19 protein-coding genes, 1 other RNA gene and 1 riboswitch are annotated in these 26,214 nt (G+C 42.8%); of the genes, 17 read left to right on the top strand and 3 right to left on the bottom strand.

Annotated features, from left to right (window positions below; translation table 11 throughout):
* Positions 1 to 211: 211 nt before the first annotated feature.
* The 3 genes from tyrR (at position 212) to maiA (ending at position 4,028) form a co-directional block, all read left to right on the top strand.
* On the top strand, positions 212 to 1,768 hold the full coding sequence (gene tyrR, locus V7R42_RS03710) for a transcriptional regulator TyrR (protein ID WP_334018861.1): 1,557 nt from the start codon (positions 212 to 214) through the stop codon (positions 1,766 to 1,768).
* 421 nt (positions 1,769 to 2,189) lie between these two features.
* Positions 2,190 to 3,200, top strand: a complete 1,011-nt coding sequence (locus V7R42_RS03705; RefSeq protein ID WP_334018860.1) for a fumarylacetoacetate hydrolase family protein — start codon at positions 2,190 to 2,192, stop codon at positions 3,198 to 3,200.
* A 174-nt stretch (positions 3,201 to 3,374) separates the two neighbouring features.
* Positions 3,375 to 4,028 carry a maleylacetoacetate isomerase gene (gene maiA / locus V7R42_RS03700; RefSeq protein WP_334018859.1) on the top strand — a complete coding sequence of 218 codons (654 nt, stop codon included), beginning with the start codon at positions 3,375 to 3,377 and terminating at the stop codon, positions 4,026 to 4,028.
* Between the two features lie 45 nt (positions 4,029 to 4,073).
* Here maiA and V7R42_RS03695 read toward each other — a convergent pair whose 3' ends face one another.
* Complete coding sequence (locus V7R42_RS03695) at positions 4,074 to 4,541, bottom strand: Lrp/AsnC family transcriptional regulator (protein WP_014948689.1); 468 nt, start codon at positions 4,539 to 4,541, stop codon at positions 4,074 to 4,076.
* 308 nt (positions 4,542 to 4,849) lie between these two features.
* On the opposite strand from V7R42_RS03695, the gene V7R42_RS03690 reads away from it, so the two are divergent.
* Together V7R42_RS03690 and ffs are read left to right on the top strand one after the other, a co-directional pair.
* A complete protein-coding gene (locus tag V7R42_RS03690) occupies positions 4,850 to 5,908 on the top strand; it encodes a Glu/Leu/Phe/Val dehydrogenase dimerization domain-containing protein (RefSeq protein ID WP_334018858.1) in 1,059 nt (352 codons plus the stop codon).
* An 86-nt stretch (positions 5,909 to 5,994) separates the two neighbouring features.
* An RNA gene (gene ffs / locus V7R42_RS03685) (signal recognition particle sRNA small type) lies at positions 5,995 to 6,091 on the top strand.
* A gap of 15 nt (positions 6,092 to 6,106) precedes the next feature.
* Here the strand turns inward: ffs and V7R42_RS03680 are convergent.
* A complete protein-coding gene (locus V7R42_RS03680) occupies positions 6,107 to 6,412 on the bottom strand; it encodes a late competence development ComFB family protein (RefSeq protein ID WP_334018857.1) in 306 nt (101 codons plus the stop codon).
* 346 nt (positions 6,413 to 6,758) lie between these two features.
* Between V7R42_RS03680 and V7R42_RS03675 the strand changes: the two genes are divergently transcribed.
* The 11 genes from V7R42_RS03675 to V7R42_RS03625 all read left to right on the top strand — a co-directional run bounded on the left by V7R42_RS03675 (position 6,759) and on the right by V7R42_RS03625 (position 23,057).
* Positions 6,759 to 7,844 carry a tryptophan 2,3-dioxygenase family protein gene (locus V7R42_RS03675; RefSeq protein ID WP_334018856.1) on the top strand — a complete coding sequence of 362 codons (1,086 nt, stop codon included), beginning with the start codon at positions 6,759 to 6,761 and terminating at the stop codon, positions 7,842 to 7,844.
* Between the two features lie 432 nt (positions 7,845 to 8,276).
* Positions 8,277 to 11,684 carry a TonB-dependent receptor plug domain-containing protein gene (locus V7R42_RS03670; protein ID WP_334018855.1) on the top strand — a complete coding sequence of 1,136 codons (3,408 nt, stop codon included), beginning with the start codon at positions 8,277 to 8,279 and terminating at the stop codon, positions 11,682 to 11,684.
* Between the two features lie 371 nt (positions 11,685 to 12,055).
* On the top strand, positions 12,056 to 14,902 hold the full coding sequence (locus tag V7R42_RS03665) for a TonB-dependent receptor plug domain-containing protein (protein WP_334018854.1): 2,847 nt from the start codon (positions 12,056 to 12,058) through the stop codon (positions 14,900 to 14,902).
* A 615-nt stretch (positions 14,903 to 15,517) separates the two neighbouring features.
* A complete protein-coding gene (locus V7R42_RS03660; protein WP_334018853.1) occupies positions 15,518 to 16,561 on the top strand; it encodes a PKD domain-containing protein in 1,044 nt (347 codons plus the stop codon).
* A 74-nt stretch (positions 16,562 to 16,635) separates the two neighbouring features.
* Complete coding sequence (locus tag V7R42_RS03655; protein WP_334018852.1) at positions 16,636 to 17,496, top strand: hypothetical protein; 861 nt, start codon at positions 16,636 to 16,638, stop codon at positions 17,494 to 17,496.
* Between the two features lie 617 nt (positions 17,497 to 18,113).
* A complete protein-coding gene (locus V7R42_RS03650; RefSeq protein WP_334018851.1) occupies positions 18,114 to 18,875 on the top strand; it encodes a DUF3450 domain-containing protein in 762 nt (253 codons plus the stop codon).
* A 6-nt stretch (positions 18,876 to 18,881) separates the two neighbouring features.
* Positions 18,882 to 20,240, top strand: coding sequence for a MotA/TolQ/ExbB proton channel family protein (locus V7R42_RS03645; RefSeq protein WP_334018850.1), 1,359 nt, complete (start codon positions 18,882 to 18,884; stop codon positions 20,238 to 20,240).
* 1 nt (position 20,241) lies between these two features.
* A complete protein-coding gene (locus V7R42_RS03640; protein ID WP_012517736.1) occupies positions 20,242 to 20,766 on the top strand; it encodes a MotA/TolQ/ExbB proton channel family protein in 525 nt (174 codons plus the stop codon).
* 11 nt (positions 20,767 to 20,777) lie between these two features.
* Positions 20,778 to 21,176: an ExbD/TolR family protein gene (locus V7R42_RS03635; RefSeq protein ID WP_012517737.1), complete on the top strand. Its 399-nt coding sequence runs from the start codon at positions 20,778 to 20,780 to the stop codon at positions 21,174 to 21,176.
* A gap of 1 nt (position 21,177) precedes the next feature.
* Positions 21,178 to 21,789, top strand: a complete 612-nt coding sequence (locus V7R42_RS03630; RefSeq protein WP_334018849.1) for an energy transducer TonB — start codon at positions 21,178 to 21,180, stop codon at positions 21,787 to 21,789.
* Positions 21,790 to 21,791: 2 nt separating this feature from the next.
* Entirely contained in the window at positions 21,792 to 23,057 is a 1,266-nt protein-coding gene (locus V7R42_RS03625; protein WP_334018848.1) for a tetratricopeptide repeat protein, read from the top strand.
* 153 nt (positions 23,058 to 23,210) lie between these two features.
* Here V7R42_RS03625 and V7R42_RS03620 read toward each other — a convergent pair whose 3' ends face one another.
* On the bottom strand, positions 23,211 to 25,454 hold the full coding sequence (locus tag V7R42_RS03620; protein WP_334018847.1) for a GNAT family N-acetyltransferase: 2,244 nt from the start codon (positions 25,452 to 25,454) through the stop codon (positions 23,211 to 23,213).
* 59 nt (positions 25,455 to 25,513) lie between these two features.
* On the opposite strand from V7R42_RS03620, the gene V7R42_RS03615 reads away from it, so the two are divergent.
* On the top strand, positions 25,514 to 25,939 hold the full coding sequence (locus tag V7R42_RS03615) for an acyl-CoA thioesterase (protein ID WP_334018846.1): 426 nt from the start codon (positions 25,514 to 25,516) through the stop codon (positions 25,937 to 25,939).
* 131 nt (positions 25,940 to 26,070) lie between these two features.
* A riboswitch (TPP riboswitch) is annotated at positions 26,071 to 26,174 on the top strand.
* The last annotated feature ends 40 nt before the right edge of the window (positions 26,175 to 26,214 follow it).

Here is a 26,214-nt window from a genome sequence, read left to right as displayed (position 1 = left end):
CTATTGTTAATCAAATGTGTTTTATATAGGACGCCGCTCACTGAAGCGGCATTTTTTATCTGGTACGCTAGGCCTTCTAATCATGCTCTTTGCGCGTTATGAAATGTGTGATTCACCGCAAATTTAACCATCTGTAACATTTATCTTGTTATCTTTTTGTAAAAGTATGATATTCTGTACATATATGTTTACAAAATAGCTGTAACACCCTATGCGTCTAGAAATAAGCTGTCAGGACCGTCTTGGTATCACTCAAGATGTGTTAGATATTCTCGTCACTAAAGAAATAGATTTACGCGGTATTGAAATTGACCCTGCGGGGAAAATTTTCCTTAATTTTCCCAATATCGAGTTTGCAGATTTTCAACACCTCATGCCTCAGATTCGTCGTATTGATGGTATCGATGATGTAAAGACAACACTTTTTATGCCTGGAGAGCGTGAAAAAAATCAGCTTTCCGCTATTTTAAGAACGTTGCCGGACCCTGTATTTTCTATCGATGCCAAAGGCAATATTTTGTTGTGCAATGAGGCGGTATGCGCGGGGCTAGAAATTCCGAGTGCGGATATTGAAGGCATTGAAATTGGCGAAGTAGTGAAGGGCTTTAATTTTACCAAATGGATGGACGGTAAAACGGTTGGGCCACAGTCTTCAAAAGTGAAGTTTATTCAGCAGGATTACCTTGCCGATATGTTGCCTATTACCGTGCCAGACGGCGAGCAGAATATGATCATGGCAGGTGCTGTGGTGTTACTAAAATCAGAGATGCGACTAGGGCAACAATTTACAGCGTTCCACCAGTCCCCCACTGATAGCTTTGACCGCTTTATTACGCAGTCAGCTTTCATGAAGCGCGTCGTGCACGAAGCCAAGCAGATAGCTGATTTGGACGCCCCTATTTTAATTTTTGGTGAAACAGGCACAGGTAAAGAAATGATCGCGAGAGCCTGCCACCAGTCCAGCCGACGCAGTGAACGTGCATTCTTAGCACTTAACTGTGCTTCTTTACCTGACAGTGTGGCAGAAACCGAGTTGTTCGGTTACGCAGCGGGGGCATTCAATCAGCCTAATGCAAAAGTGGGGCTGTTGGAGCAGGCAAAAGGCGGTACTCTACTTCTCGACGAAATCGCTGATATGTCTTCTCAGCTTCAAGCTAAGTTGCTCCGCGTTCTAGAAGACGGCGAGTTCAGAAGAGTAGGGGATTCTGAGCCAGTTAAGGTAGACGTACGATTTATTTGCACCACCTGTCGTGACTTAGGTCAGCTTGTAGAAGAAGGACGATTTAGAAAAGAATTGTACTACCGCTTAAACGTACTAAGTTTGGTTATGCCTTCTTTAAAAGACAGAAGGCAGGATATCGTTCCTCTAGCCGAGTCTTTCATTGTTCAACACAGTACCAAGTTAGGTCGCCGTCCTGCGAAACTCAGTAAATCCTGTGTTGATTTTCTTCAGCAGTATCCGTGGCCGGGTAATGTAAGACAGCTACAGAATGCGTTGTATCGCGCATTATCACTCCTTGATGGTAAGGAGATTACCAAAGAAGATATTCAGCTTCCAAGTTGTGCACCAAGCGTCACTTATATTGACGAAAACTTTGACGGCACATTAGACGAAGAAGTGAAAAAGTTTGAAAAGGACTTGCTCAAGCGGTTATATCCTTCTTACCCAAGTACCCGTCAACTGGCCAAAAAACTGGGATTAAGTCATACGGCAATTGCAAATAAGTTACGTGAGTACGGCATCAACAAGGCAACGGTAAAGCTTTAAGGAATGATAGTGTATCGACCTATCCTGTTTGGCAAAGGTCGATGCGGTTTTCTTTTAAAGTGGGGCTAATCACATATAACAATGGTGAGAGCTAATGCGCACTGTTATCCTGCGGTGTCTTTTTGCTTGCCAATAGCCATGCCATTCCTCTGTTACGAAAAATTTACATCACCCACCGAGCGAGCGACACAGCACTATACCTGCTCAATAAACGTTTTGTGCCGTACATCCTTTCTTACAGCAAAATAAAACTTCGTTAGCAGAACACTTCTCAATGTATACCAACTAGTGGCATAACTATATTCATGTGATTGTGTGAGGAGCCGTCGCTTAAATTTACACTGACCCCATATTAAGGGCGTAATGTAATGAGGGAGGACAACGGTGCCAAGCGGATGAATTATTTTTCGAGGAAAGAACAATGAAATTAGCTACCTATAAGAATGAAACCCGAGATGGCTGCCTAATGGTAGTGTCGAAGGATCTTTCTCGAGCGTGCAGTGCACAGGACATTGCCAAAACCATGCAAGACGCACTGGATAATTGGAAAGAAGTTGCTCCCCAGCTGCAGATGAAATACGAAGCGTTAAATGAAAATTCCTGTGACAGCGTGCCGTTTGATGCATCTCGCTGTGAGTCTCCTTTGCCTAGAGCATATCAATGGGCTGATGGGAGCGCTTATGTGAATCATGTGGAATTGGTGAGAAAGGCACGTAATGCTGAAATGCCAGAAACCTTTTGGACCGACCCATTAATGTATCAAGGTGGTTCTGATGACTTTATTGGACCTGAAGATGACATCATACTTCCAAGTGACGATTGGGGCATTGATTTTGAAGGTGAAGTTGCCGTTGTTACCGATGATGTGCCTATGGCGTGTACGCCAGAACAAGCTTCTGAGCGTATTCGACTTATCATGTTAGTTAACGACGTGTCACTTAGAGGGTTAATCCCAGGCGAACTGGCGAAAGGGTTTGGCTTCTTCCAATCAAAACCAGCGTCTAGCTTTTCTCCGGTTGCTGTAACACCAGATGAATTAGGTGATGCATGGAAAGATAGCAAAGTGCACTTGCCTTTGCGTTCAACCTACAACGGTGAACTATTCGGTAAGCCTGAAGCGGGTCAGGACATGACGTTTGATTTTGGTCAGCTAGTCGCGCATGCCGCCAAGAGCAGAAATCTAGGTGCAGGAGCTATCATCGGCTCGGGTACAGTGTCTAATAAACAGGGTACAAATCATGGTTCTGCCATAACGGAGGGTGGTGTTGGCTATTCGTGTATTGCAGAAGTGCGTATGATTGAAACTATTCGAGACGGCAAACCTTCTACACCTTTTATGCAGTTTGGTGATCGCATTCGCATAGAAATGCTGGACAAAGAAGGCAACTCTGTTTTTGGCGCTATAGAACAGCAGGTTAAACCGCTTAGCTAAAACGCTAGACGTAGACATTTGAGTGAATAGTAGCGACATTGTGGTTAGGTAAATAAGCTTTACTAAGCGAGCAGGATGTCGTTTCACGCACTATTCTTATTAGGGCTATTGATCTTCAAACCATTGCAAAGCTTGATAGCCCTAATTGTAGCATTTGACAAGTATGGTAGTACCATGAGTATAAAACTTTACGGCTATTGGCGTTCAACCGCTTCGTATCGGGTGCGAATAGCGCTAAATTTAAAAGGTGTTGAGTACGAGTATATCCCCGTCCATCTTGTAAACAACGGGGGCGAGCAGCACAGCAGCGATTATGCGCAATTAAACCCCGCGCACCTTGTTCCCACACTGATCGATGAAGACGAAGATATAATTCTCAATCAGTCTTTGGCGATAATTGAATATCTTGATGAAAGATACGATGGTGAGCATCAGCTTGTTCCTGAACATCGGACAGAGCGAGCAAGAGTCAGAGCATTAGCGCAAGATATCGCGTGCGATATTCAGCCTGTAGGCAACCTGCGTGTACTAAATGCGCTAAAGGGAAACTTTGATGCCTCTCAAGACGACGTCGCTAAGTGGGCAGCCCATTGGATAACATTAGGGTTTGATGGAATTGAAAAGCGCCTTCAGACCCAAGCTGGTAAGTACTGCTTTGACTTTAACGTTACGCTTGCGGATGTTTGCTTAGTCCCTCAAGTGTACAATGCGCAACGTTTCAACGTTGATATGAGTCGCTACCCCTTGATTAGTAAGATTGCGAAGAACTGTAACGAGTTAGATACTTTTGAGCGGGCTAAGCCCGAAAATCAAATAGACGCCACTTAGACTGACGGGGGAGAGTAGAAATGTACTCTGACCCCATTTTTTGAGTTATTGGCGCTTGATAGGTAGCTCGGTGGTGTTTTTCACCTGTTTTAACGCGAAGGTTGAGCTTAGGTGGTCAACAAGAGGCAGGTGAGTCAATTTCGTTTTTAGCAGGAATTCGTACTCTTCAATACTTTCCACTATTACTTTTAGTAAATAGTCTTTTTCACCGCTGGTGGTATGACACTCCACGATTTCATCGATGTTTTGTACGGCATTTTCAAAATCGGTTAGCGAGTCACCGTCATGGTTTTTCAACGTGACATAGATAAAGACCGACACACCTAAATTCAGTTTTTTGCTGTTTAGCAATGTGACTTTACCAAGAATGATGCCGTCGGCTTCCATTCGTTTGACACGTCTCCAGCACGGAGTGTGCGACAACCCTACACGCTGGCTTAAATCCGCCATCGATACCGTAGCGTCTTGCTGAAGTACGCGCAAAATCTCACGGTCAAATTTATCCAATTTCATTAATACTGTTTCCGTCATTTTTATGATGTTTATTATATATCAAAAAAAATTCTAGGATAGCTGTCCTAGAAAAATTGTAATCAATTCCATTGTGTTTCAGTTTGTAAAATTCACTCTTCAACATTGCAAGGTCTGTCCTCAAAGCTATCGGATACACTTGGCAAAATATTGCTGATTTTTGCGAGGCTGGTAACTTTATCGCAAATTATCTTCAGACACTCACATCATCCCAAATGAGCGGCGTTTCGTTTTCGTGACAGCTTGATCTTGGGTGGGGTTTAATTCATCACGGTATTAATAGGGAAAATATGTCAGTTTTTGATCACCCGGAGTTCAATAATCATGAACACGTTGCGTTTTATCACGACGAGAAGGCGGGCTTGAGCGCCATTATTGCTGTACACAATACCAATCTAGGACCCGCACTCGGTGGTTGTCGTATGTGGCCCTACGTAAATAGTGGTGAGGCATTGACCGATGTGTTGAGACTGTCAAAGGGGATGACGTATAAAGCAGCTATGGCTAACTTGAAGCTTGGTGGCGGTAAATCAGTGATCATCGGCGACTCTCGTAAAGCTAAATCGCCAGAAATGATGAAAGCAATGGGGAAGTTTGTTGAATCATTGGGCGGCAAGTATTTCACTGCTGAAGACTCTGGTATTTCAGTTACTGACTTGCAAACCATGGCAACCGAGTCAGACTACATTGCTGGTGTTAATGCTAAATACCACTATGCGGGCGAAGTACCTGACGGAAACCCCGCCCCATCAACAGCGTATGGTGTATTCGTAGGACTGAAGGCAACGGTAGAGTATGGTTTAAAACGCAGCCTTGATGGTGTAAGTGTTGCTATTCAAGGTATGGGGCACGTTGGCTACCGTCTTGCAAAACACTTACATGAGCACGGTGCCAAGCTTTATGTTGCGGATATCTATCCTGAAGGTGTTGAAAAAGCCGTATCTGAATTTGCTGCGACAGCTGTGGCGCCAGAAGAAATATTGAGCTTAGATGTGGACGTGTTAGCGCCATGTGCGTTGGGTGCAGCTATTAACGATCTGTCATTGCCTGAAATTAAGGCAAAAGTAATTGCAGGCGCAGCAAATAACCAGTTAGCACGTGAAGATATCGGTGAATTGCTTCAACAGCGCGGCATTCTGTACGCGCCAGATTACGTTATTAACGCAGGTGGGGTTATCGACATCTTCCATCAGCGTATGGAATCGAGTTCTAATGAAGCGCTTCGCGCACATATTGAGCAAATCGGCGAAACGCTAAAAGAAATTTATATCCGTGCAGAGCAAGAAGGGGCGGCGACAAACCGCGTTGCAAACCTTATTGCTGAAGAGAGATTTTCTATAAAGGGTTGAAAACTCATAACCAAATCGTCATAATGCGCCCCGCACTCGAGCAGGGGCGAATGACTTTGCTTAGAATGCGATTTTCTATGGTGGGCTTTTGGTCCTCCCGCAATGATACTCTGTGAACCCGGTCAGGCCTGGAAGGGAGCAGCCGCAGCAGACGACTCATGTGCCGGGATGTGGCTGGAGGCCCGCCACCCAAATTTCTTATCCTACTTTATCTATACCTCCTTCCGTATTTTCTTTTTTACTTTTCTCTGTTTCATCTAAATATTTTAGTGCTTTGCTAATCGCATGCTCAACATTCATTTCCATTTGATTGCGCTCACTTTGTGGCAGATAAAATGCCATATCAACTTCATATCGAATGTAGCGTGGGGGCACCTGATTTAGCGCAAGACAGCACAAATCCGCCAAATAATCGGGGCTTTTAGTCGTATCAAGACCAAGTTTACTAATTCTTTCTAAAACCAAGTGCTCATAATAATTGTGGATATCGTCATCTAATTTCACGTTCATTCCTCTTATCGTTATTTTTAGCGCCGTGCATAGACGTTCTCTGCTGTGCCAAACTGTTGAACAGAAATTACTGTGCCCATCAACCTATGATGGACACATTGTTGTACAAGCTAGATGCTACAACATGAACTGCGGCTCTATGTCTCTATAATGTATAGCCTGTATTCTGTGGAAGTCGAGGTGACAGTGACAGAATTAGCGATAGCATATTAATAATCTATCATTACAGCGGTTAAGCCGTGCAGAGATTGAAACTAAACTACTCGCTCGAAACAGTGTAAATGAATCAATTGGTGCAGCGACTTCGGCATTTGAGTAAAACAAAAAAGGCAAGAATGGTATGAAAAAAAACATTGAACCCTGCTATTACGGCGATTACCTTCAGTTAGACAAAATTCTTGGGGCGCAAGATTTACAAAGCGAAAAATATGGCGATGCTGCGCATGAGGAGATGCTTTTTATTATTGTGCATCAAGTTTACGAATTGTGGTTTAAGCAGGTACTTCATGAATTGAATTCCGTAATTGATACTTTCAATCAAGAAACGGTAAAAGATCAACAGCTAACACTCGTTGTGCACAGGCTTCATCGTATTATTCAAATTCAAAAGCTCATGAACGATCAGATAGCAATTATGGAAACGATGACACCTCAACAGTTTCTTTCTTTCAGAGACTATCTGGTACCTGCATCAGGTTTTCAAAGTATTCAATTTAAGCGCCTTGAGATTTCGTTGGGCTTAAAGCGAGAGTTTAGAATAGATTTCGACAAGCAGAGCTTTTATAACCGGCTTTCCGACAAAGATAGGGCACTTTTAGAAAACCTTGAGAGTAAACCAAGCTTATTTGAGTTAGTAGATAAATGGTTGTCTAGAATGCCGCTATTAAAGACCGAAGGATTCGACTTTTGGCAGTACTACAAAAACGCAGCCGATGCGATGTTAAAAGATGACCGTCATACCATTACTACCTGCAATATGTTATCGGATACCGAAAGGCGTCAAGAGCTAAAAGACTTGGAAGCAACTGCAGAGAACTTTGACGCGTTATTCGATGAATCTAAATTTGAAACGCTTAAGCAAGAAGGGAAGTTCAGATTAAGTTATAAAGCCTTACTGTCTGCATTATTCATAAAACAGTATTCTGAGGAGCCTATTTTCAACCTTCCGTTTCAACTCATAACATCATTAACTGAAATAGACGAACAGCTTACGATTTGGCGTTATCGTCATGCCATGATGGTGCAACGGATGTTGGGAACGAAAATAGGAACGGGAGGCTCGTCAGGCCATCACTACTTAAAAAAAACCACTGAATCGAATCGCATCTATTTAGATTTTTTTAATATGGCGACTTTTCTACTGCCAAAAAGCGCGTTGCCCGCATTGCCAACAGTAGTCAAAAGGCAGCTAGGATTTTATTTGTGACATTGTCGAATGAACATTGAATCCGACAAATTTAAAAATGTAAGTCAACGCTCACACGCTATGTTGTTTCATCTAATGGCAGTACTTTTTCAAAAGAATGAAAGCGCGGAATTAATGGAATTTTAGCGTGTTGGCAACAGTGAAAAAAGCAGAAACAAGAATTGACATAAATGTAACAAAATGTTTCTGGTTGGCATTTGTTTTAGGTTTAATTATCAAATAAATCATTATTATTCAGTGCTTTATGTGTTCTTGAGAAGTGGTGATCAACACGTACTGTTCATCAATTGCCCCATTATGACACTTTGATTACTATTGACAGCGAATACCTAGATTCGTTCAAAAATATTAAAGTTCAACGTCGATTTAGGTTATTCGAACTAAAGATAAAATAAAAAACACACATTAAAGAAAGATCCAGGGAGACTTTCCATGTTTAAAAATAATAAGTTGGCCAGCTCGGTAAAATTAGCTTGCGCCTTCGGTATGGCATTATCCGCTGGGAATCTTGCTTATGCGCAAGAAGCGGAAAACGATAATGCTGCAGACGAAGCAGCGGTCGAAAAAATAACGGTTACAGGCTCTCGACTACGTCGAGACTCTAGTGACACCATTCAGGTGACGGAAATCGGTTCAGATAGAATTGAAATTCGTCAGTTTACAAATACGATTGAGGCGCTTCAAGAGCTTCCATTTGTAGGTCCAGGCTCAGATGCAACAGGTGACAATGATCAATATGGTTCAAACCAAGCCAATGTTGATTTGTTAAACCTAGGAAGTAACAGAACGCTGACACTAGTGAACGGACAGCGCTTCGTAAGTTCGAATCAGGCTACGGTCTTTGTTCCAGGCAATGCAAACGGCTCTCAGGTAGATTTGTCGTTAATTAACCCATCGTTGATTGAAAATGTAGAAACAATCATTGGTAGCGGCGGCAGTGCGACTTATGGTGCCGATGCTGTAGCGGGTGTTGTTAACATTATCTTGAAAGACGACTACGAAGGTGTAGAAGCCAAAACACAGTATGGAACCACAGACAGAGGTGACGGTGAAAACTTCCGTTTTAATCTCTTGGCGGGTGACAACTACATGGATGGCCGTCTTAACATTACTGGTTCATTCGAGTACTTCAAAAGTGACCTAGTTGTAGACAATGACCCCAGTAGATTATCTGGTCAACAAGCGGTTGCTTTTGCAAATCCAGCTAACAATGGAAACGACGATGGCCTGCCTTCCGTGCTTTGGCAGAACGGCACCCACAATCCACTAACATCGTTTGGTGGTGTATTGATGGGCGGACAAAGAATTGGTAACTCTTCAGCCGACTTCTTTTACCCTTTTAGAGCAAGCCAGAATGATTTACTAGCAAAGCGTTTTAAAGCTTTTACCGATGCAGGATTGGGTACACCGTGGGAATACGGGCAAACCGCCGCGGGTCGTGCTATAGATCCTAATTTGTTCATTGGTACATTCACTGATGGCACTTATCTTACCGTGCCTAACACAGATCCCGCGACGGCGGCGATATTACCTCGACGTGCAGTACCTTTGCAGTTTAACCAAGCTGGTCAGCTTGTTCCGTTCGACGTGGGTAATATCCAACCATCGCGACTGGGTGATATGAACTCAGCGAGAGGCGGAGATGGCGTTCCAATCGGCGTATTTGACAATCTGCGTTCAGAACAGGAGCGCATAACGGTTAACTTGCTAACAAGGTTTGATGTTACAGATAATATTGTTTATAAAGGCGACGTTATCTTTTCTGAGATGGATGATAATTCGACAGATGCACCGCTGTCTAACACCTCTGCAGGTGCTTCATCTGCGGGGAGTTTCTCGCTTCCTGTATTTATCGATCAAAACCCTTTCTTCGGACAAGAAAATCTGGCCATTATCGACGGATTAGTTGCTCAAGGCCTAGACGTTCCTAGTATCAATGGCGACCGTGCGTTATACCTTAACCGAACGTATCGTGATATTTTTGGCGGACCTGCCAACTCCGGTGGTGAAACTCAATTTTTCAGAACGTCTCATAGTTTGGCTGGTGATTTGTTCTTAGGTGACCGTTTCTTCTATTGGGAAGTAAATGGTTCATACGGAAGAGTTAAAAGAACTAACTACTCGGATCAACTTTTTGACATTGAATTTGCACTAGCGACAGATGTAGTTATGCAAAATGGTCAAGAGGTTTGTCGTCAACAAACATTAGCTGAACCTGAAGCTATTGATGTCAGAAATCCTGGCTTATCAGGTATTAACTCAGCGGTAGGCTTAACGCCTACAGCAGAGCAGGTAGCAGCGTGTCAACCGCTTAACTTGTTTGGTGAAGGCGCGCCATCACAAGCAGCGATAGATTACGTTACTACAAACAGTGGTTCTGAAAATGTTAGCGAACAGATGTATTTCGGAACTAACTTCGGTGGCGATATTTACGAATTGCCAGGTGGAACGGCTGTATTCAACGTTTCTGCAGAATTCAGAAGAGAAACCAACGAATTCACGCCTGACAACACCTTTGGCCTAGGCTTAGCACGAAATACAACAGGCCAAGGCTCAAACGGTGAGTCAGATTTTATAGAATATGGTGTTGAGGTGTCTGTTCCTGTTTTCGGTAATGACTTCACATTCATGGGCCTTGAAAGCTTAGTGATTGACGGCGCGTACCGCGTTGTTGATCGTTCTAGTGAAGGTGGTTTCCTAAACCTTAAGTCTGACGCGAAGGACGAAGTGTATAATATCGGCGCGCGCTGGTCGCCGTATGAGGGAGTCACTTTCCGTGGTAACACATCTAAAGCTGTTCGCTCACCGTCAATTGTTGAACTATTTGGTGCTGGTATCCAAGGGTTTGCTTCAATCGGTCGTGGTAACCTAAATCCATGTGATGCAGACAGAATAGATTCAGGTCCAGCCGTTCGCCGCACTAACTGTGAAGCGTTAGCCGAGGCTGTCGGACTTGATGCAAGCTACCTGGATGGTTTCCAATCAACGGGTGGCAGCGCGCCTGCATCTGGTTCTAGTAATGCAGGTTTAGAGAACGAAGTTTCAGATTCCTGGTCTGTTGGTGTAGTACTTCAGCCAAGTGCTATTGAAGGACTAACGGTTTCTTTCGATTATTATGAATTCGAACTGGAAGGCGAGTTAAGTCTTGCAGCACTTATTTATGACTGTTTCGACTCTGATACTTACCCTAACGCTGTTGTAGGTGGCTTTAACGCTTGTGAGGCGTTGGTTTATCCAACCCAAAACGAGCAGGGCCAATGGATTGTTCCGTTTAATAATCCAATCACCGGCACGCCGTTACCTGAAGTTGCTCGCCCAGGTTCTCTGGCGCAAACGCAAGAAGGTATGACGTCAACCTACGCATTCTATCCTACGTTGAATACAGGAAATTCAACGTTGAGATCGTGGAACCTGTCTACTAATTACGGGTTCGACGCTGGTGAGTATGGGTCTTTCAACATTAAAGCGCAGGTTTATCGCCTATTAGAGTATACAGAGCGTGGCTTCCCTAACGAAGGTGAGTTCGAGGATCCTAAATGGAGCGGCAATATTTCACTTCAACACACTTATGAAAACTTCAGCCATTTAGTGCAGTTCTTCCACTCGTCGTCAACAGTGCAGAACGTGCAAAATGAAGTTCCAGCTGTTGAGCTTGACCCTGCTGATGTTAGACCATCATTCAATCGCGTGAACTACAGCGCGTTTTATGACGTGAACGATAATGTTCGTCTTTCAGCTGTTGTGAATAATGTTTTCGACAGAACTGAAGACGAGGCAGGTTATGTGATGGGCGATGTATTAGGTCGACGATTCACCGTAGGTGTTACCACTCGATTCTAATCACATGTGGTACTAGTAAATCATTATTTCTTTAATACGCTTAAGTATTAATATTTGGTTTTATAGTACTGACTACAAAAGAAAGTATGATCTCCTTTCTGATGAAGGGGGATCATATATCAACGTATTGTTTAATAATCATTCACATACACCCTAATCTTCTCGATGCTGTAAAGGATTAAGTACAAAAAACTAAAAAATATGAAAAAAGATTGAACTTTTAACAGACACTTGTCTTATCCCAGTTGACCCTTCGCTTTGGTTGCGGTTATTATCAAGTTGAGGTTTTGGCCTTACTAATAATAATTCGTTATATAAACGATCGTAGAAACACACTAAAGTTTTTCTTAGTCGTCCAGGGAGACACAAGAATGTTTACAAATACTAAATTGACCAAATGCGTCAAGTTAGCGCTAACCGCTGGCTTGGTCTCGGGTTCATTTGCCACTAATGTACATGCACAAGACCAACAAGCAGCGGAAGAAGCTGTAGAGAAAATTCAGGTTACTGGTTCACGTATCGCACGTAGTGACCTTGTTGCTACTTCTCCTATCAATGTTTTTGACGAAGAAACGTTAGAAATATCAGGTGTTAACGATATTCAATCTTTCATCAACGAACTTCCTTCAATGGGTGTTCCAGGAAGTGCAGATACAAACTCTAACTTTTCAACCACGGCAACTGGTTTAAACACGGTTAACCTTAGAAACCTGGGTGCAAACAGAACGTTGATCCTTGTTAATGGTCGTCGTCACGTTGGTGGTCTTGCGGGAAGCCCGGTTGTTGACGTAAGCATGATTCCAATCGATATGGTTAAGCGTGTAGAAGTTGTAACTGGTGGTGCGTCAGCGGTTTACGGTTCAGAAGCAATTGCCGGTGTTATCAACTTCATCATGAAAGATGACTTTGAAGGCCTTAACTTCAATGCGCGTTATGGTGACTCAGTTGAAGGTGGCGGTACAGAGCGCGACTTCAGCTTCCTAGCTGGCGGAAACTTCGACGATGGTCGTGGTAACGCAGTAGTTTATGCCGGCTTCAGTGACAGTGGTACAATACGTGCGACCGATCGTGAAATTTCGGAATCAGACGCTGTAAATAGCTCTTTTGGTCCTAAAGGGAGTTTTAGAGTTCCTAGCTCTACAGTAGAAGCTACCACTGATCCGGCGATCAACTTTAATAGAACGTTAGACGAAGCTACAGGCCTTTTCGATAAGCCTTTTGTAGCTGCAGAAGATGGTTTTGACCGAAATGCACGCCGTTTAATACGTGTACCTACCGAGCGTATCCAGTTCAACGCTAACATAAGCTATGAAATCAACGAACACTTTAACTTCTTTAGTGAAAGTGCATACTCAGACGTTTCAGCTGAATCAAGCTTAGAGCCTACTATCATGGGTGAGTTCATCAGCGTTGGTGGTGTTCCTAACGTTCGTATGCCTCTAGACAATGCGTTTATGCCTGATGAGCTGCGTGCTGCTGCTCTAGAAATCGATCCTAACGCTACAGAACTGGTTATGCAGCGTCGCTTCACTGAACTTGGCAACCGTCGTTCAGATACGCAGCGTCGTTCATTCCGTACAGTGCTTGGATTTAACGGTATCATCAACGATTTTTGGGATTACGAAGTTTATTACCAGTTCGGTAAAATGGGGCAGGACCAGGTTAATACGGGTGTTGCTAACGCATTTAACGTGCTTCAAGCCCTTGATACTGAAACACTAGCTGACGGCACAGTACAATGTGCTGATGCGCTTGCGCGAAGCCTAGGTTGTGTGCCAATTAATTTCTTTGGACCTGATACAGTAAGCGGCGCAGCACTTGACTATGTATCTGTACAGCCGCAAACTACTTCTCGAATGGAGCAGCAAGTATTCGGCCTTTCATTTACAGGTGTGGTTGCAGAGTTGCCGGCTGGAGACCTTGGCGTAGCATTCGGTTACGAGCGCCGTACAGAGGACAGCAGCTTCAACTCTGACGCACTAGCACAAAGCGGTCTAACAACGGGGAACACCACGCCAAACGTAACTGGTAGCTATGACGTTCAAGAGTACTTCGTAGAAGCAGTGGTTCCAGTATTTTCAGACCTTCCGTTAATGGAGTACTTCGGTCTTGAATTAGCGTATCGCTATGCAGACTACTCTACAATTGGTGGTGTAGATGCGACTAAACTGGCAATCGATTGGCAAGTGTTTGAAGATCTAAAACTACGTGGTGGTATTTCAACTGCTGTGCGTGCACCATTTATTGACGAGTTATTTGACCCAGGTAGTGAAACGTTCCGTGACGTTGTTGACCCTTGCGCATTCGGTGGTAAAGGTGGTCAAAGTGCAACTGGCAACGCGAATGATGTTTATGATGTAGAGTCTGCTACTGTTCAAGCTAACTGTGCTACTATTCCAGGCACAGCAACACTTGATCCGTTTGCAGTTAACATTCGCAGTGCAGGTGGACTTTCAGCCGGTAATCCAGACTTGCAAGAAGAAGAGTCTGATACCATTACAGTTGGATTCGCTTACTCTCCTTCTCAAATTGAAAACCTTAACTTCACGGTTGACTACTTCAACATTGAGATTGAAAACGCAATCAACACTTTCACAGCTCAAACTACTGTTGACCAATGCGTTAGACAAAGCAGTTTTCCAGACAATGCGTTTTGTAGCCTAATTCAACGTGACCCTAATTCAGGCTTAATACTGCGTATTGATGCGCTTGCAATTAACGCTGCTACGTATGAAGCTGAAGGTGTGGATTTCACAGCTGACTACACAACGGAAGTTGGCCCAGGTCTACTTAAAGCGAACTTGATTGGTTCATACTCAACTAAGAACGAGTTCACGCCGTTTGAAGGTGGTGAAGTTGTTGACAGTCAAGGTGAAATTGGCGTTCCAGACCTACGTGTAAACATTGGCCTAACGTATACGTGGGAAGACCTATCTGTTAACTGGTCAACGCGTTTTATCGACAGAGTTAACATTGAAAATGATCGCCCAGCATTTGGAGAGATTGGTTCTTATGTTTACCACGATATTCAAGCTCGTTATACGCTTGACGAAGATGGTAAATACGAAGTTTATGCAGGTGTTGATAACTTGTTTGACAAAGAACCTCCATTCCTAGGTCAGGGCGTACCTGGTGACGTAACAGGTACTAACACTGCATCGGACGTTTACGATGCAATTAGAACATACTGGTATGTTGGTATTGAAGCTAGCTTCTAAACCTATACCTAAATAGTCCGAGCAATTCGTTAATTAAAGCCAGTCTGTAATTGGGACTGGCTTTTTTTATGTCTATTATAAGCTCACTCGAATAGTTTTAAGAATTTCAAATTTTTTAAGCTTGTAATTGACTAATGAATGCGTCTAAATAGTTACTCTCGTTAATTAGCGAACAACGAATTCATTAACGTGAATGTCATACTTCTTGTTGTTTGACACAAAATTTATCTTCCCAAATTTCGACTCAGTTCACTAAAATTTAGCTATTCGATACTTTTTTCTCTCGCCTGCGAAGCCTCTTTACTGAAACCTTGTCGATACATTTTTAGATTCACACGATTATTGACTTTAGGATGATATTAAATGATTCAGAGTCATTGTTTGTACTCGTGGGTTAGTTTTTAATCTACTAGACTGTTTTTATTTTAAACATTGTTTTAAGGAATTCTTAGTTGTAATCTCATATTTGCTTAATGGTGGCGGAATAATGTTGACTTTTAACAAAGAACGTCAGGAAAGTTATTCTGTTTTTTGACATGCCAGAGTTAATTTAGACCGTCACTTTTTTTCATTAGGTAAACATAAAACTAAAAAAATAGGATTAGGAATTCAGAGATGAAAAATAGAATAATTAAACGAGGCGTTTGCGCGCTTATGTTACTAATTGCAGCACCTTTTGTATCTGCCAACATTTATTGGAATGCTCTAACAGAAATATATGATATTTTTTTCGGTGAGACTGATTGGTTGGTAATAGGTGTAATCGATGAAACGCCAACAGTTCCTGAATGGTATAAAAACCATTATTACGAGACCAATCGTTTTGTAGAAGCAGGGAAGTTAGGTTGGGAGCCAACCGTCACAGATGCTTCAGGAATTAGGAAAAGTTGGTCAAACGCCCATTTCGATACTTGTACAGCCACAAATGCTTTTCAAAAAATGCCGATTACGGGTACGCCAGACGGTTATTCTGATGTCTATACTCCTACTGGTACAAAAACTATCAAAAGATTCACCGTACAAAAGGGGGTACCGCACAGATTTACCGCAAAAACCCATGGCGGTTTAACTGACCTGATGTCAGACTCTTTTTACTTCTTTAGTTTTGGAGATGGAATTAGACAGTACAATAAAAAGGGAGACGATGAAGGTGCAGAGCATGTCTACCATGGAATGGGCACCTACACGCTCTCTTCATTAGTATATACAGAGGAATGGAGCATATTTTTCGGAATAAGCGGCTCAACGTACGGAGATTTAAGTATTAATGATAGCAGCCTTGATTTTGATTTAGAAAAAAATGGGGATTTATACCTTGAAGGTTGTGACGTCGCAGAAGTTACTGTTGTCAAAAACAATGCGCCTACGGCTCGTATTCGTGAAACACGGAGGACACCTAATACTAGGACAACAAACGTAAGCTTGACCGGTAGCTCTTCATCAGATCCTGATGGAAACACGCTAAGCTACACTTGGCGTTATGGAAGTCAAACTAAAACTGGTAAAAATGTCACGTTCAACTTTTCAAATCCTGAAGTTGGTACATCGTCGTATACTGTTACTCTAACGGTTACAGATGGTGACAAAAGTGATACCACCACACGAAATGTATATATTTCCCCATACTGTTATTCTTGCAACGGTTATGAGATTCCATAGTAACTAGATTTTAAATATAGTTAGTAGTGAAGGTCAGTGCGTTGGGTTCTGGCCTTTCGTAATTAGGATTCGTAATGAAAATTACATTGACGTCATTTATATTGTTATTTTTGATTGCTTATTTTTTGTATTCGAATACAAAAGAATTAAAGTCAGAAACACTATTGAAAAGCACTATTAGTGATTCTCCAGTTAGTGTGAGCGAATCAAAATTGACTTTTCAAACATTGTCTAATCACCCTCTAGAAAAGGACTCAATCTCCACTTTCAATCAGGTTTTACCTAAAGACAAACTTGAAGGTGAAGAAGTGAGAGAATTGACAAAGTTCGCAGTATATAACGAATACTTAAATGAGATGGAAAGCGCAGATTATTCTAATATATCTAAGTTTCATGACTTGGTAGTTTATTGCAACTCGCTTCCTAAAGATGCGATAGAGCTAGTCGAATGGGAAAATAAACATGCAGACCAAGATGACATAAATATTGAAATTATGAGGGATGAAGTCTATTCATGTACAGGTATTAAAAAATACAATTATTCAGAATTACAGAGTATCTATTTTAAAGCTCAAGAGAATGGAAGCTCCGAAGCTCTATTCGCATTAGCAAAGCTTACTCCTTACGAATCACCAGAAAAGATCGACTTGTTGGGGCGCTCAGCTGCTCTCTTTCATGACGCACATACCATGCTAGTCACACGGGCTATCGATGGAAGTGAATTTCTTACAATGGAAGAGCGCTACTTTTGGATGAAGACTTATAGCGAGAAAGAACAGTTTGACCAGGAGTTTGATACTTTAGTATCGAATATAGAAATGCATTTGAGCAACCATAATTTAGAACTAGTCCAAAAGATGATTAGCGAATGGAAAAACGGAAGTCTCAGTGAAAAAGAAGACGTAGTTTTAAATTTAAAAGAAATTGAAAAGTAGAATACAGATGAGTAAGTTCTATTGCGATTAATTAAGTGGCTATAAAAACTACGATATTGTAGGTTAACTTAAAAACATCAAAATCCCGTTAAAGTTACAAAATGGCTTCCATTTAAAATAAGAGGAAAAATGATTTCTATCTATTATTCGATATCTTAGGTATGGCGACGGTAAGTTACTTATCAGGGAGGTTGTCTTACTCAATATGTAGCTTCCCACTGTAATCCCCTCTGTATTTTCTAAACTTGTAAACACAAATGATGTCTTGGTCCTAAAGATCGTAAAGGTTGTAGAATGAATGATAGTCTGAGTAAAAGTTAATCGATTAAGGTGTCATTTTTATTCGCTTTAAGTTGAGTGTTCATCATTCGACCGAGCAAGTATACAAGGAATGCACACAAAATAGGCATGTAGTATGAAAACTATTAGGTGTAAACAGTGTGTTACTTGACTAAACGTGACATTCCATGTGAGTATAATAAGTTCGTAGTACTGGCAATTAGTGTTGGCACTACATTCCTGAAACAAAATTGTGAAAGTTTTATACGCCCCTTGCCCGAATATTTTCCTATCGGCGAGGATTCAAATAAGAAATTTGGTTGGGAACTATGTCCAAAATGAGCAAGAGAACTCTTATTGCTTCTACTGTTATGGGTGCATTCGCACTAACAGGTAGCGCAGTCTCTGCAGATACGCTAGAAGATCTTCATAAAGAAGAAGCGAAAATCCACGCGGCTGCAGCGAAATCTCAAGAAAAAATCAATACGTTGTTTGAACAATCTCAAGAGCTACTTGTTGAGTATCGTCAAACAGTAGATGAGACAGAAAACCTTAAAATCTACAACGATTACATCGCAAGCCTAGTTGCAGATCAGCAGCGCGGTATCGACTCGTTGCAACGTCAAATCGACAGCATCGAACAAACTAAGCAGGGTATCGTTCCTCTTATGTTCCGCATGATTGACAGCCTAGAGCAGTTTATTAAGCTAGACCGTCCAATTCATCTTGACGAGCGTCTTCAGCGCGTTGAGCGTCTTCGTGACCTTATGGCTAATTCTAACGTAACTGTTTCAGAGCAGTTTCGTCAGGTGCTAGAAGCTTACCTAGTAGAAGTTGAGTACGGTACTAAGATTAACTCTTACCAAGGTACTATCGACGACGCAGGTACAGAGGTTACTGTAGACTTCTTTAACCTAGGTCGTGCAGCGCTTGTTGCCCTTTCTCTTGACCAAACTCACGCTTGGGTTTGGAACAACGAAAGCCGCGCATGGGAAAAACTGGGTGACGAGTATCTGTCTTCAGTTGTTGACGCAGTTAAAATGGCGAACAATGTCATTCCTGCGGATCTGATTAAACTACCAATTAGCGCAGCGGAGTAATTGTTAATGAAACCAGTATTCAAATCTCTTTTAGCCGCTGCGACAGTTGCAGTTGCAGCAACCGGAGCGCAGGCTCAGGAAGCAAAGAGCCTGAAAGATCTTCTAGACCAAGTTCAACAGAACCGTGTTTCTGAAGCTCGCCTAGACAAGCAACGCGAAGCTGAGTTCCAGTCTGCACGTGCTGACAAGCAAGCGCTTCTTCGCAAAGCACAATCAGACCTTAAAGCTGAACAAGCTCGTGGTGACCGTCTTCAGAAGCAATTCTCAGACAACGAAGTTACCCTAAACGAAAAAGCGGCTGAGCTAGACCAAGCTACAGGTACACTTGGTGAAATGTTCGGTGTTGTACGTCAAGCTTCTTCTGAAGCTTACGGCCGTATCTCTACATCAATTGTTAGTGCACAATTCCCTGGCCGTGGTCAGTTCCTAGCTGAAATGTCAGAAGATTCTAAAGGTCTTCCAAACATCAAAGAGCTAGAAGACCTATGGTTTGCGCTTCAGAAAGAAATGACTGAAGGCGGTGAAGTAGTTAAGTTCACTACAGAAGTCGTTAATCTTGATGGCGGCTCTTCACAACAAGAAGTTGTTCGTGTTGGTACATTCAACCTTGTTGGCGAAGCTGGCTATCTAGCTTACGATTCTGAAGCTGAAGTTGTTCAGCCTCTTGGTCGTCAACCAGATGGTCACTTCGTGGCGTCTGCTGACGAACTAATCGACGCAACTTCTGGCGTTGTTCCGTTCTATGCTGACCCTTCTCAAGGTGCAATCCTTGGTCTATTGAAGCAAAAGGCGACCATGTCTGAGCGTTATCATGCAGGTGGTCCGGTAGGTTACACAATTACGCTAATGCTAGCCATTGGTCTGTTAATTGGTATCTACAAAATGATTACACTAACAATTACTGGTGGAAAAATGCGTTCACAACTTAAGAACGTAAATAATCCTTCTGAAGGTAACCCACTAGGTCGCATCCTTAAAGTGTATCAAGAGAACAAGACTGCTGATGCGGAAAATCTTGAGCTTAAACTTGATGAAGCGATTCTTCGCGAGCTTCCAAAAATTGAAAGCGGCATCAACGTTATTAAGATCTTCGCAGCGATTGCTCCTCTACTAGGTCTTCTAGGTACAGTACTAGGTATGATCGAGACGTTCCAAACCATCACACTATTCGGTACTGGTGACCCACGTATGATGGCGGGAAGTATCTCTATGGCTCTTGTAACTACTGCTCAAGGTATTATCGCGGCACTGCCTCTAATCCTTACTCATAGCATCGTAGCTTCTCGTAGCAAGTCAATCATCCACATTCTTGATGAGCAAACTGCGGGTATCGTAGCTGCTCACTCAGAGTCGGAGAAAGCGTAATATGAATTACCTGATTGGATTATTCGAATCGGTCAGGGACTTTATCGCTACCGGCGGTGACGTACTTTATTTCGTTGCTGCCGCGCTCTTTCTCATGTGGGTTTTAATGATTGAGCGTTACTGGTATTTAACCTCGGTCTTCCCAAAGGTGAAGAAAAACATCATCGCGAATTGGGATGCCCGAGCAGATACCACATCATGGTATGCGCATAGAATCCGTGACGCGTGGATTTCTCAAGCGTCAGACGATCTTAACGCTAGAATGCTGATTATCAGAACCATTATTGCAATGTGTCCATTAATCGGTCTACTTGGAACAGTAACCGGTATGATCAGTGTTTTCGAGACAATGGCAACGCAGGGCACCAGCAACGCCCGTCTAATGGCAGCTGGTATCTCTATGGCAACAATCCCGACTATGGCGGGAATGGTAGCCGCGCTATCTGGGCTGTTCATCAGTTCACGTCTTGAAGCGAAAGTGAAGCTGGCAAGAGAAGGGCTAGTTGATAGCCTGCCACATCATTAGAGAGAGAGATTATGGCTCGAAAAGTCAGAACCGAGGAAGAAGATGCACAGATCGACATGACGCCCATGTTGGACATCGTGTTTATCATGCTGATCTTCTTTATCGTTACCACTGTTTTCGTTAAAGAAGCAGGGATCGAAGTCAACAAGCCAGATGCGAGCCAGGCGATTCTTCACAAAAATGCAAACATTTTCATCGCCGTAACGGAAGACGGAAATGTATGGCTAGACAAGCGTGAAGTTGCGCCCGACAGCGTAAGAGCGAATATAGAGAGACTGCTTACCGAGCAGCCAACTGACTACGTAATCATTCAAGCTGATGTTAAAGCGAAGCATGGTTTAGTAGTTGAAATTATGGATCAGGTTAAAGCCGCTGGCGTTAACCGAGTCTCGGTAGCGGCAAGGGGATAAGATGTTACGTATACTTGTATCTATTGTATTAGGTGCTGCGGTCGCATTTGCCCTGTTCGTTCTAATGGCGAAGTTGATTGAAAATTCATCTAGACCAGCAGACGAAGTACCGCCTGCACCGGTTATCGATATTGTAATGCAGGAACCAGACGACCAAACGCAGACGCGTACTCGTGTTCCACCACCACCACCGCCTCCGCCTCCACAGCCTCCTAAAATGGAGCAAGTTGAGCCGGAAACAGCGGAACCTGATACTGATGGCTTTAGCTTAGCTATTCCTGCTATCGACACAGGTGGTGTGGGTGTAAACATTGGTGGTGTTGGAGCAATGCAGCGTGATGGTGAAGCTACACCTATCGTTCGTATCGACCCGAAATACCCGCCTGATGCAGCCCGTGATGGCCGAGAAGGTTGGGTGAGACTGTCTTTCACTATCAACGAGGTTGGTGGTGTTGAAGACATCGAAGTTATTGAAGCTGAACCTAAGCGCGTATTCGACCGCGAAGCACGTCGTGCTCTGCGTAAGTGGAAATACAAGCCTAAGATCGTTGATGGCAAGCCGGTTAAACAACCTGGCATGTTTGTACAGCTAGACTTTAAACTGGAGCAATGATCATGATGAAACGTACATTCAAAATGTCAGCCGTTGCTTTAGTGCTAGGCGCAGGTGCGGTGCTTTCAGCACCCGCTGCACTAGCGCAGTCGGCACCTGTTGTTTGCCCTGGATATGAGAAGGGTAAGACAACGCTAGTAGGTGAGCGAACCGGTAAGAAAGTTCAGAAAGCTTTTGAGTTTTACAACGAAGACCAAGTTACTGAAGCATTAAATGTACTCTACGAGATCGACCCATCGGACGATTTTGATAAAGCCTACGTTAAACGTTTTATTGGTAACTTGCTTGCTGCGCAGGAAGGTCAAGGTGGTAAAGCGTATAATTACTTAGTTGAATCAGTTCAGCCAAAGGTACTTAACGACCTTGAACACTCTCAAACACTAAAGCTTTTAGGTGATTTGAGCATGCAGGAAGAGAAGTACACTGATGCCGTTAAATGGTATAACCAGTGGATGGACTTCACGTGTAAAGAGGATGCGGACGTATATACACGTTTGGCACAGGCCTATTACGAGTCTAAGCAATTAGATAAGATGGTAGAGCCAGCGGATAAAGCAATTGCTTTGTACGAAGAGCCTAATAAAAACCCGTATGTACTGAAGCTAACGTCTTACTATGAGCGTAAGATGTATCCTGAGACAGTTGCTGTTGCGGAAAATCTAGTGAGAACTTTCCCGCAGGAAAAAACTTGGTGGTCGCGTCTCGGCTTTTTCTATATCTTAGTTGAGGATTATAAAAAGGCACTTTCTACGCTAGAAATGGCTTACATCCAAGGCTATTTAGAGAAAGATTCTGAGATTAAAACACTTGCTCAGCTTTTTCAAAGCAACGGCATGCCATTCAAAGCTGCTAAGTTGCTTGAAAAGCACATGAAAGAAGGCTTGTTGAAAAACGATGCCGATATGTTAGCTAATATTGCTAATGCATATCATCAGGCTAAGAACTTTAAAACTGCTGCAAACCTGTACGCACAGGCGGCAGCTAAAAGTTCAGATCCTGAGCATTATCGTAAGCAAGGTACACTTCTACTTGTAGCTGAAGACTACAAAGGCGCAATTAAAGCATTAGAAAATGCTTTAGAGCGCGGCGCGGAAGATCCGGAGAAGATTCATTTCACACTTATGGAAGCGAACTTCTATGCAGGTAATTTCAAGTCTGCTTACAAGCATGTACAAGAAGCTAAGAAAGACCGCTCTCTACGCCGCAATGCTGCAGCGTGGGAACCTTATATCAAGGAAAAAGCGAAAAACCGCGGTATTAGTATTTAATGTGTGGTTTTAGCTAAAAAGCCTCCCTCTGGGGGGCTTTTTTTTGGCCAAAATTTTAGTGAGTAAGTTTTTCTCGCAAGGGATTATTTTTTTGGCTATTAATTGAAAGCTATTAGTCAACTGCACAAAATTAATCTGCTGTACGCTTAGATTTCAGACTATATATTGTTTGAAAGGAGGAGCTAATGCTTTTCTAATAAAAATAGTGACTTCTTTTAATCCACTTACCTTTAGATTTTCTTCTTTGAATGCAGTGACTAGTTGTCTCACATCTATATCGGAGTGTGTAAGTACTCTTCTAAGTAACTGTTTCGTGTTCATTATTTCAATAATATGCCATAGCGTATGCCACGTTGTATTACTTGGCGTATTAGCTTGATTATCCAAGTTAGCGGAAGGTAAAGTCTCTGCATAACGCGCTATTTTATGTAATACTGGCCAAACGTCATCTAGTGTGCGTGCACCCTGCGTAAAGTTTGCTAACTTTTTCACATAGATAGTCAGTATGCTACTGGGCACGTCGTGTAATTGGTAATCCAGTTTAAAGCTGTCTTTTAGCGTTAGCAATTCAGATACCAGTATTTTTGCTCTGTTGGTGTGAGGACATAACGCAAGTGCACTGGTTTCGCCACTGGCTTTGTTAGGCTTGCGCCCATAATCGACAATCTCAAATCCATTTCCTTTCCAAAAACTGTCCAATTTCTTGGTTGTTCCATAGGAAGTACAAATAGCATCTATATTTTGCCTTTTGGCTTCACTACTTAATCTCTGAAGCAAGTCGCTGCCAATTCCTTTATTTTGCGCCACCGTGTTGACAGCGATTCGGTTGACTCGCCAGTAGTTGAACGTTGCTGCTTTTGCATCAGCTGACAACAGAGCAAGTCGCTGTGCGCCTAAATGCCCTTTAGGGCGACGCTTTCCTGACGCGATATCTACTGCAGTATCGTTAAGGTAGTTGCCGCCTTCGTGGTTGATAATTGCTGCGGCTATCACGTCGTCATTGAATGTAAGCAAGGCCACAAATATATCTGGGCTATCCATTAAGCGCATAAAATCATCGGGTGTAGTTTGATAATGGGCTAATGAAAGTAGTGACATTATTTGCTGGAGCCTCTCCTCTGGAATGCTTTTGAATGAGCTTATGGAAAAATCGTATTCCTTCGGCGCTTTTATCTTCTTTGTGATAGTAATTCCATCAATGGTGTGCGCCACACTTCTGTCTTCAAATAGACACGTCATAGTTAAAAAGGCTTCAATGGGATCGTGCTCGAACCAGCGTAACGGTGTTGACAGTTGTAAATGTACAACTGATGGTGGCAAGCTAGGGATAAGTTTATGAACAAAGCCACTTCCTGAGCCTTCATAACCTAAGAGCGTAGTGCTGAGAACCCATTGCTTATGGGTGGCTATTATCCGGTATACACTCGGGACGGGAATTGAAGCGGCCTCATCAATAATTACAACGTCATATTTTTCATCTTCTATACAGTATAATAAGGTGCTGTCAGGCGGCACCCATTTGACAAAACCTGATGCCACAGAACGACTCTCACCAACCAAGTTAATTTGATTCTGGTTGCCGGATGACACTGAAGGCTTAGTTTTGACATCAGCTATTTTGTTTGTTTGAATGCGCGAAAGTACATTCTTAACATTGTCAAAGCGCTCACTGGTTAATAGTACTTTTTTGCCCTCTCTGATTAGGCAGTCTATGAATATGCCTAACAACGTTGACTTGCCCCTGCCTCTTGGCGCGGTGACAAGCGCGTTTAGCTTACCAAGTGAGTATGCTTGATATAAACGATTGTATGCTTTTTCTTGCTCTTCTGATTTAAATAGCGAACCTCTATAAGTGGTTAACGGTGAATGTTGGCTTATGCGGTAGGTGGCCAAATTGGGGAGTGTGGTTTTCACTTCAGTATGAAATGCAACGTGTGCGTTGTTACGCAGGTTCTTTACAAAGCGTTTTAGATACCGACTATAGGTAAGTGTAAAACCTTCTGATAAAAACGAGACAGATACATTATTGGCCCACGTACTCAATTCAGGGCAAAGCAGTACTAAGCAACCGCTTCGCCGAACAATACCAGACACTGCCATTACATCCCCGGGCTTGAAAGACTTTCGGCAGTCTAATGTGGCAATGTCGCATTCGCTGCCCAGTACTTGTTTTCGTTTTTTTCCTCTCAACGTGTCACTGGTAAAATTTGCAACACTTATAGATGAAATTTCTTCCACTAAGGATTGAATACCACGTAACGCCACTTCACAAAAATTGTCATTACCAGAAATAATCAGCAATCTACGGTGGAATAAGGGAGTTATGTGTGAGCTGTTTTCGCAGCTATTTTCGCGGTAAGGAGCGAGTATCCATTCGCGTAATTGAGTTAGCGCCATATATTAGTTTTTTCGGTATAATCTAACGCTATAGTAGCGATTTATTATGAGGAATTCGAATGCGCTTTCTTTCTCGGCGTCTAGTTATGCCAAACGACCTCAATTACGCCAATTCTTTGTTCGGTGGCCGTGCGTTAGAATGGATAGACGAAGAAGCCGCAATATGGGCAATTTGTCAGTTAGAAACCAATTGTTTGGTAACGAAGCACATCGGTGAAATTAGCTTCGAATCACCGGCTATGCAGGGTGATATCGTAGAGTTTGGTCTAGAAACTAAGGCGGTGGGCCGTACTTCTATAACGGTAAGTTGCCTAGTGCGCAATAAAGCAACGAAGAAAACCATCTGTTTTGCGGACGACATTGTGTTCGTAAAAGTTGACCCAGACACGCGCCAGCCTGCTGAGCACGGCAAAACGCTGGAAGGCCTTAAAGCGCAAACTGATGACGAAGTACGCCGTCTAAATATGAATATTGACGCTGAATAGTTCGAGCGCTATGAAGGCCGTATATCATTTATAAAACCTTGTATTAGCCTAACATCTTATCTGCTTGACGGCGTGTATCGAACTGGTAGACTCCGTCACTGATGTTGTGACTGTGAGTTTTTACAGCGCAATTCTATACCAAGGGGTGTCCGTTTTCGGTCTGAGATCCACATTCGTGGGAACCCTTAAACCTGATCCGGATAATACCGGCGTAGGGATGGTTCACAATATAGCCTTATCACCTGCCGTTAGACCCGGATCTTTTTTCTTAAATA

It is taken from the genome of Alteromonas sp. S015, from assembly GCF_036864485.1.
In the GTDB taxonomy this organism is placed as follows: Bacteria; Pseudomonadota; Gammaproteobacteria; order Enterobacterales; family Alteromonadaceae; genus Alteromonas.
Note: the sequence above shows the minus strand (reverse complement) of the source record. Positions and strands in the feature narration are given on the sequence as shown.

Excerpts from the sequence above, each read along its gene's own strand:
- V7R42_RS03615 (WP_334018846.1), top strand. The coding sequence starts at position 25,514 with ATGCGCTTTCTTTCTCGGCGTCTAGTTATGCCAAACGACCTCAATTAC.
- V7R42_RS03675 (WP_334018856.1), top strand. The coding sequence starts at position 6,759 with ATGAAAAAAAACATTGAACCCTGCTATTACGGCGATTACCTTCAGTTA.
- V7R42_RS03705 (WP_334018860.1), top strand. The coding sequence starts at position 2,190 with ATGAAATTAGCTACCTATAAGAATGAAACCCGAGATGGCTGCCTAATG.
- V7R42_RS03660 (WP_334018853.1), top strand. The coding sequence starts at position 15,518 with ATGAAAAATAGAATAATTAAACGAGGCGTTTGCGCGCTTATGTTACTA.
- V7R42_RS03670 (WP_334018855.1), top strand. The coding sequence starts at position 8,277 with ATGTTTAAAAATAATAAGTTGGCCAGCTCGGTAAAATTAGCTTGCGCC.
- V7R42_RS03650 (WP_334018851.1), top strand. The coding sequence starts at position 18,114 with ATGAGCAAGAGAACTCTTATTGCTTCTACTGTTATGGGTGCATTCGCA.
- V7R42_RS03645 (WP_334018850.1), top strand. The coding sequence starts at position 18,882 with ATGAAACCAGTATTCAAATCTCTTTTAGCCGCTGCGACAGTTGCAGTT.
- V7R42_RS03690 (WP_334018858.1), top strand. The coding sequence starts at position 4,850 with ATGTCAGTTTTTGATCACCCGGAGTTCAATAATCATGAACACGTTGCG.
- V7R42_RS03695 (WP_014948689.1), bottom strand. The coding sequence starts at position 4,541 with ATGAAATTGGATAAATTTGACCGTGAGATTTTGCGCGTACTTCAGCAA.
- maiA (WP_334018859.1), top strand. The coding sequence starts at position 3,375 with ATGAGTATAAAACTTTACGGCTATTGGCGTTCAACCGCTTCGTATCGG.
- V7R42_RS03640 (WP_012517736.1), top strand. The coding sequence starts at position 20,242 with ATGAATTACCTGATTGGATTATTCGAATCGGTCAGGGACTTTATCGCT.
- tyrR (WP_334018861.1), top strand. The coding sequence starts at position 212 with ATGCGTCTAGAAATAAGCTGTCAGGACCGTCTTGGTATCACTCAAGAT.
- V7R42_RS03630 (WP_334018849.1), top strand. The coding sequence starts at position 21,178 with ATGTTACGTATACTTGTATCTATTGTATTAGGTGCTGCGGTCGCATTT.
- V7R42_RS03625 (WP_334018848.1), top strand. The coding sequence starts at position 21,792 with ATGATGAAACGTACATTCAAAATGTCAGCCGTTGCTTTAGTGCTAGGC.
- V7R42_RS03655 (WP_334018852.1), top strand. The coding sequence starts at position 16,636 with ATGAAAATTACATTGACGTCATTTATATTGTTATTTTTGATTGCTTAT.
- V7R42_RS03635 (WP_012517737.1), top strand. The coding sequence starts at position 20,778 with ATGGCTCGAAAAGTCAGAACCGAGGAAGAAGATGCACAGATCGACATG.
- V7R42_RS03620 (WP_334018847.1), bottom strand. The coding sequence starts at position 25,454 with ATGGCGCTAACTCAATTACGCGAATGGATACTCGCTCCTTACCGCGAA.
- V7R42_RS03665 (WP_334018854.1), top strand. The coding sequence starts at position 12,056 with ATGTTTACAAATACTAAATTGACCAAATGCGTCAAGTTAGCGCTAACC.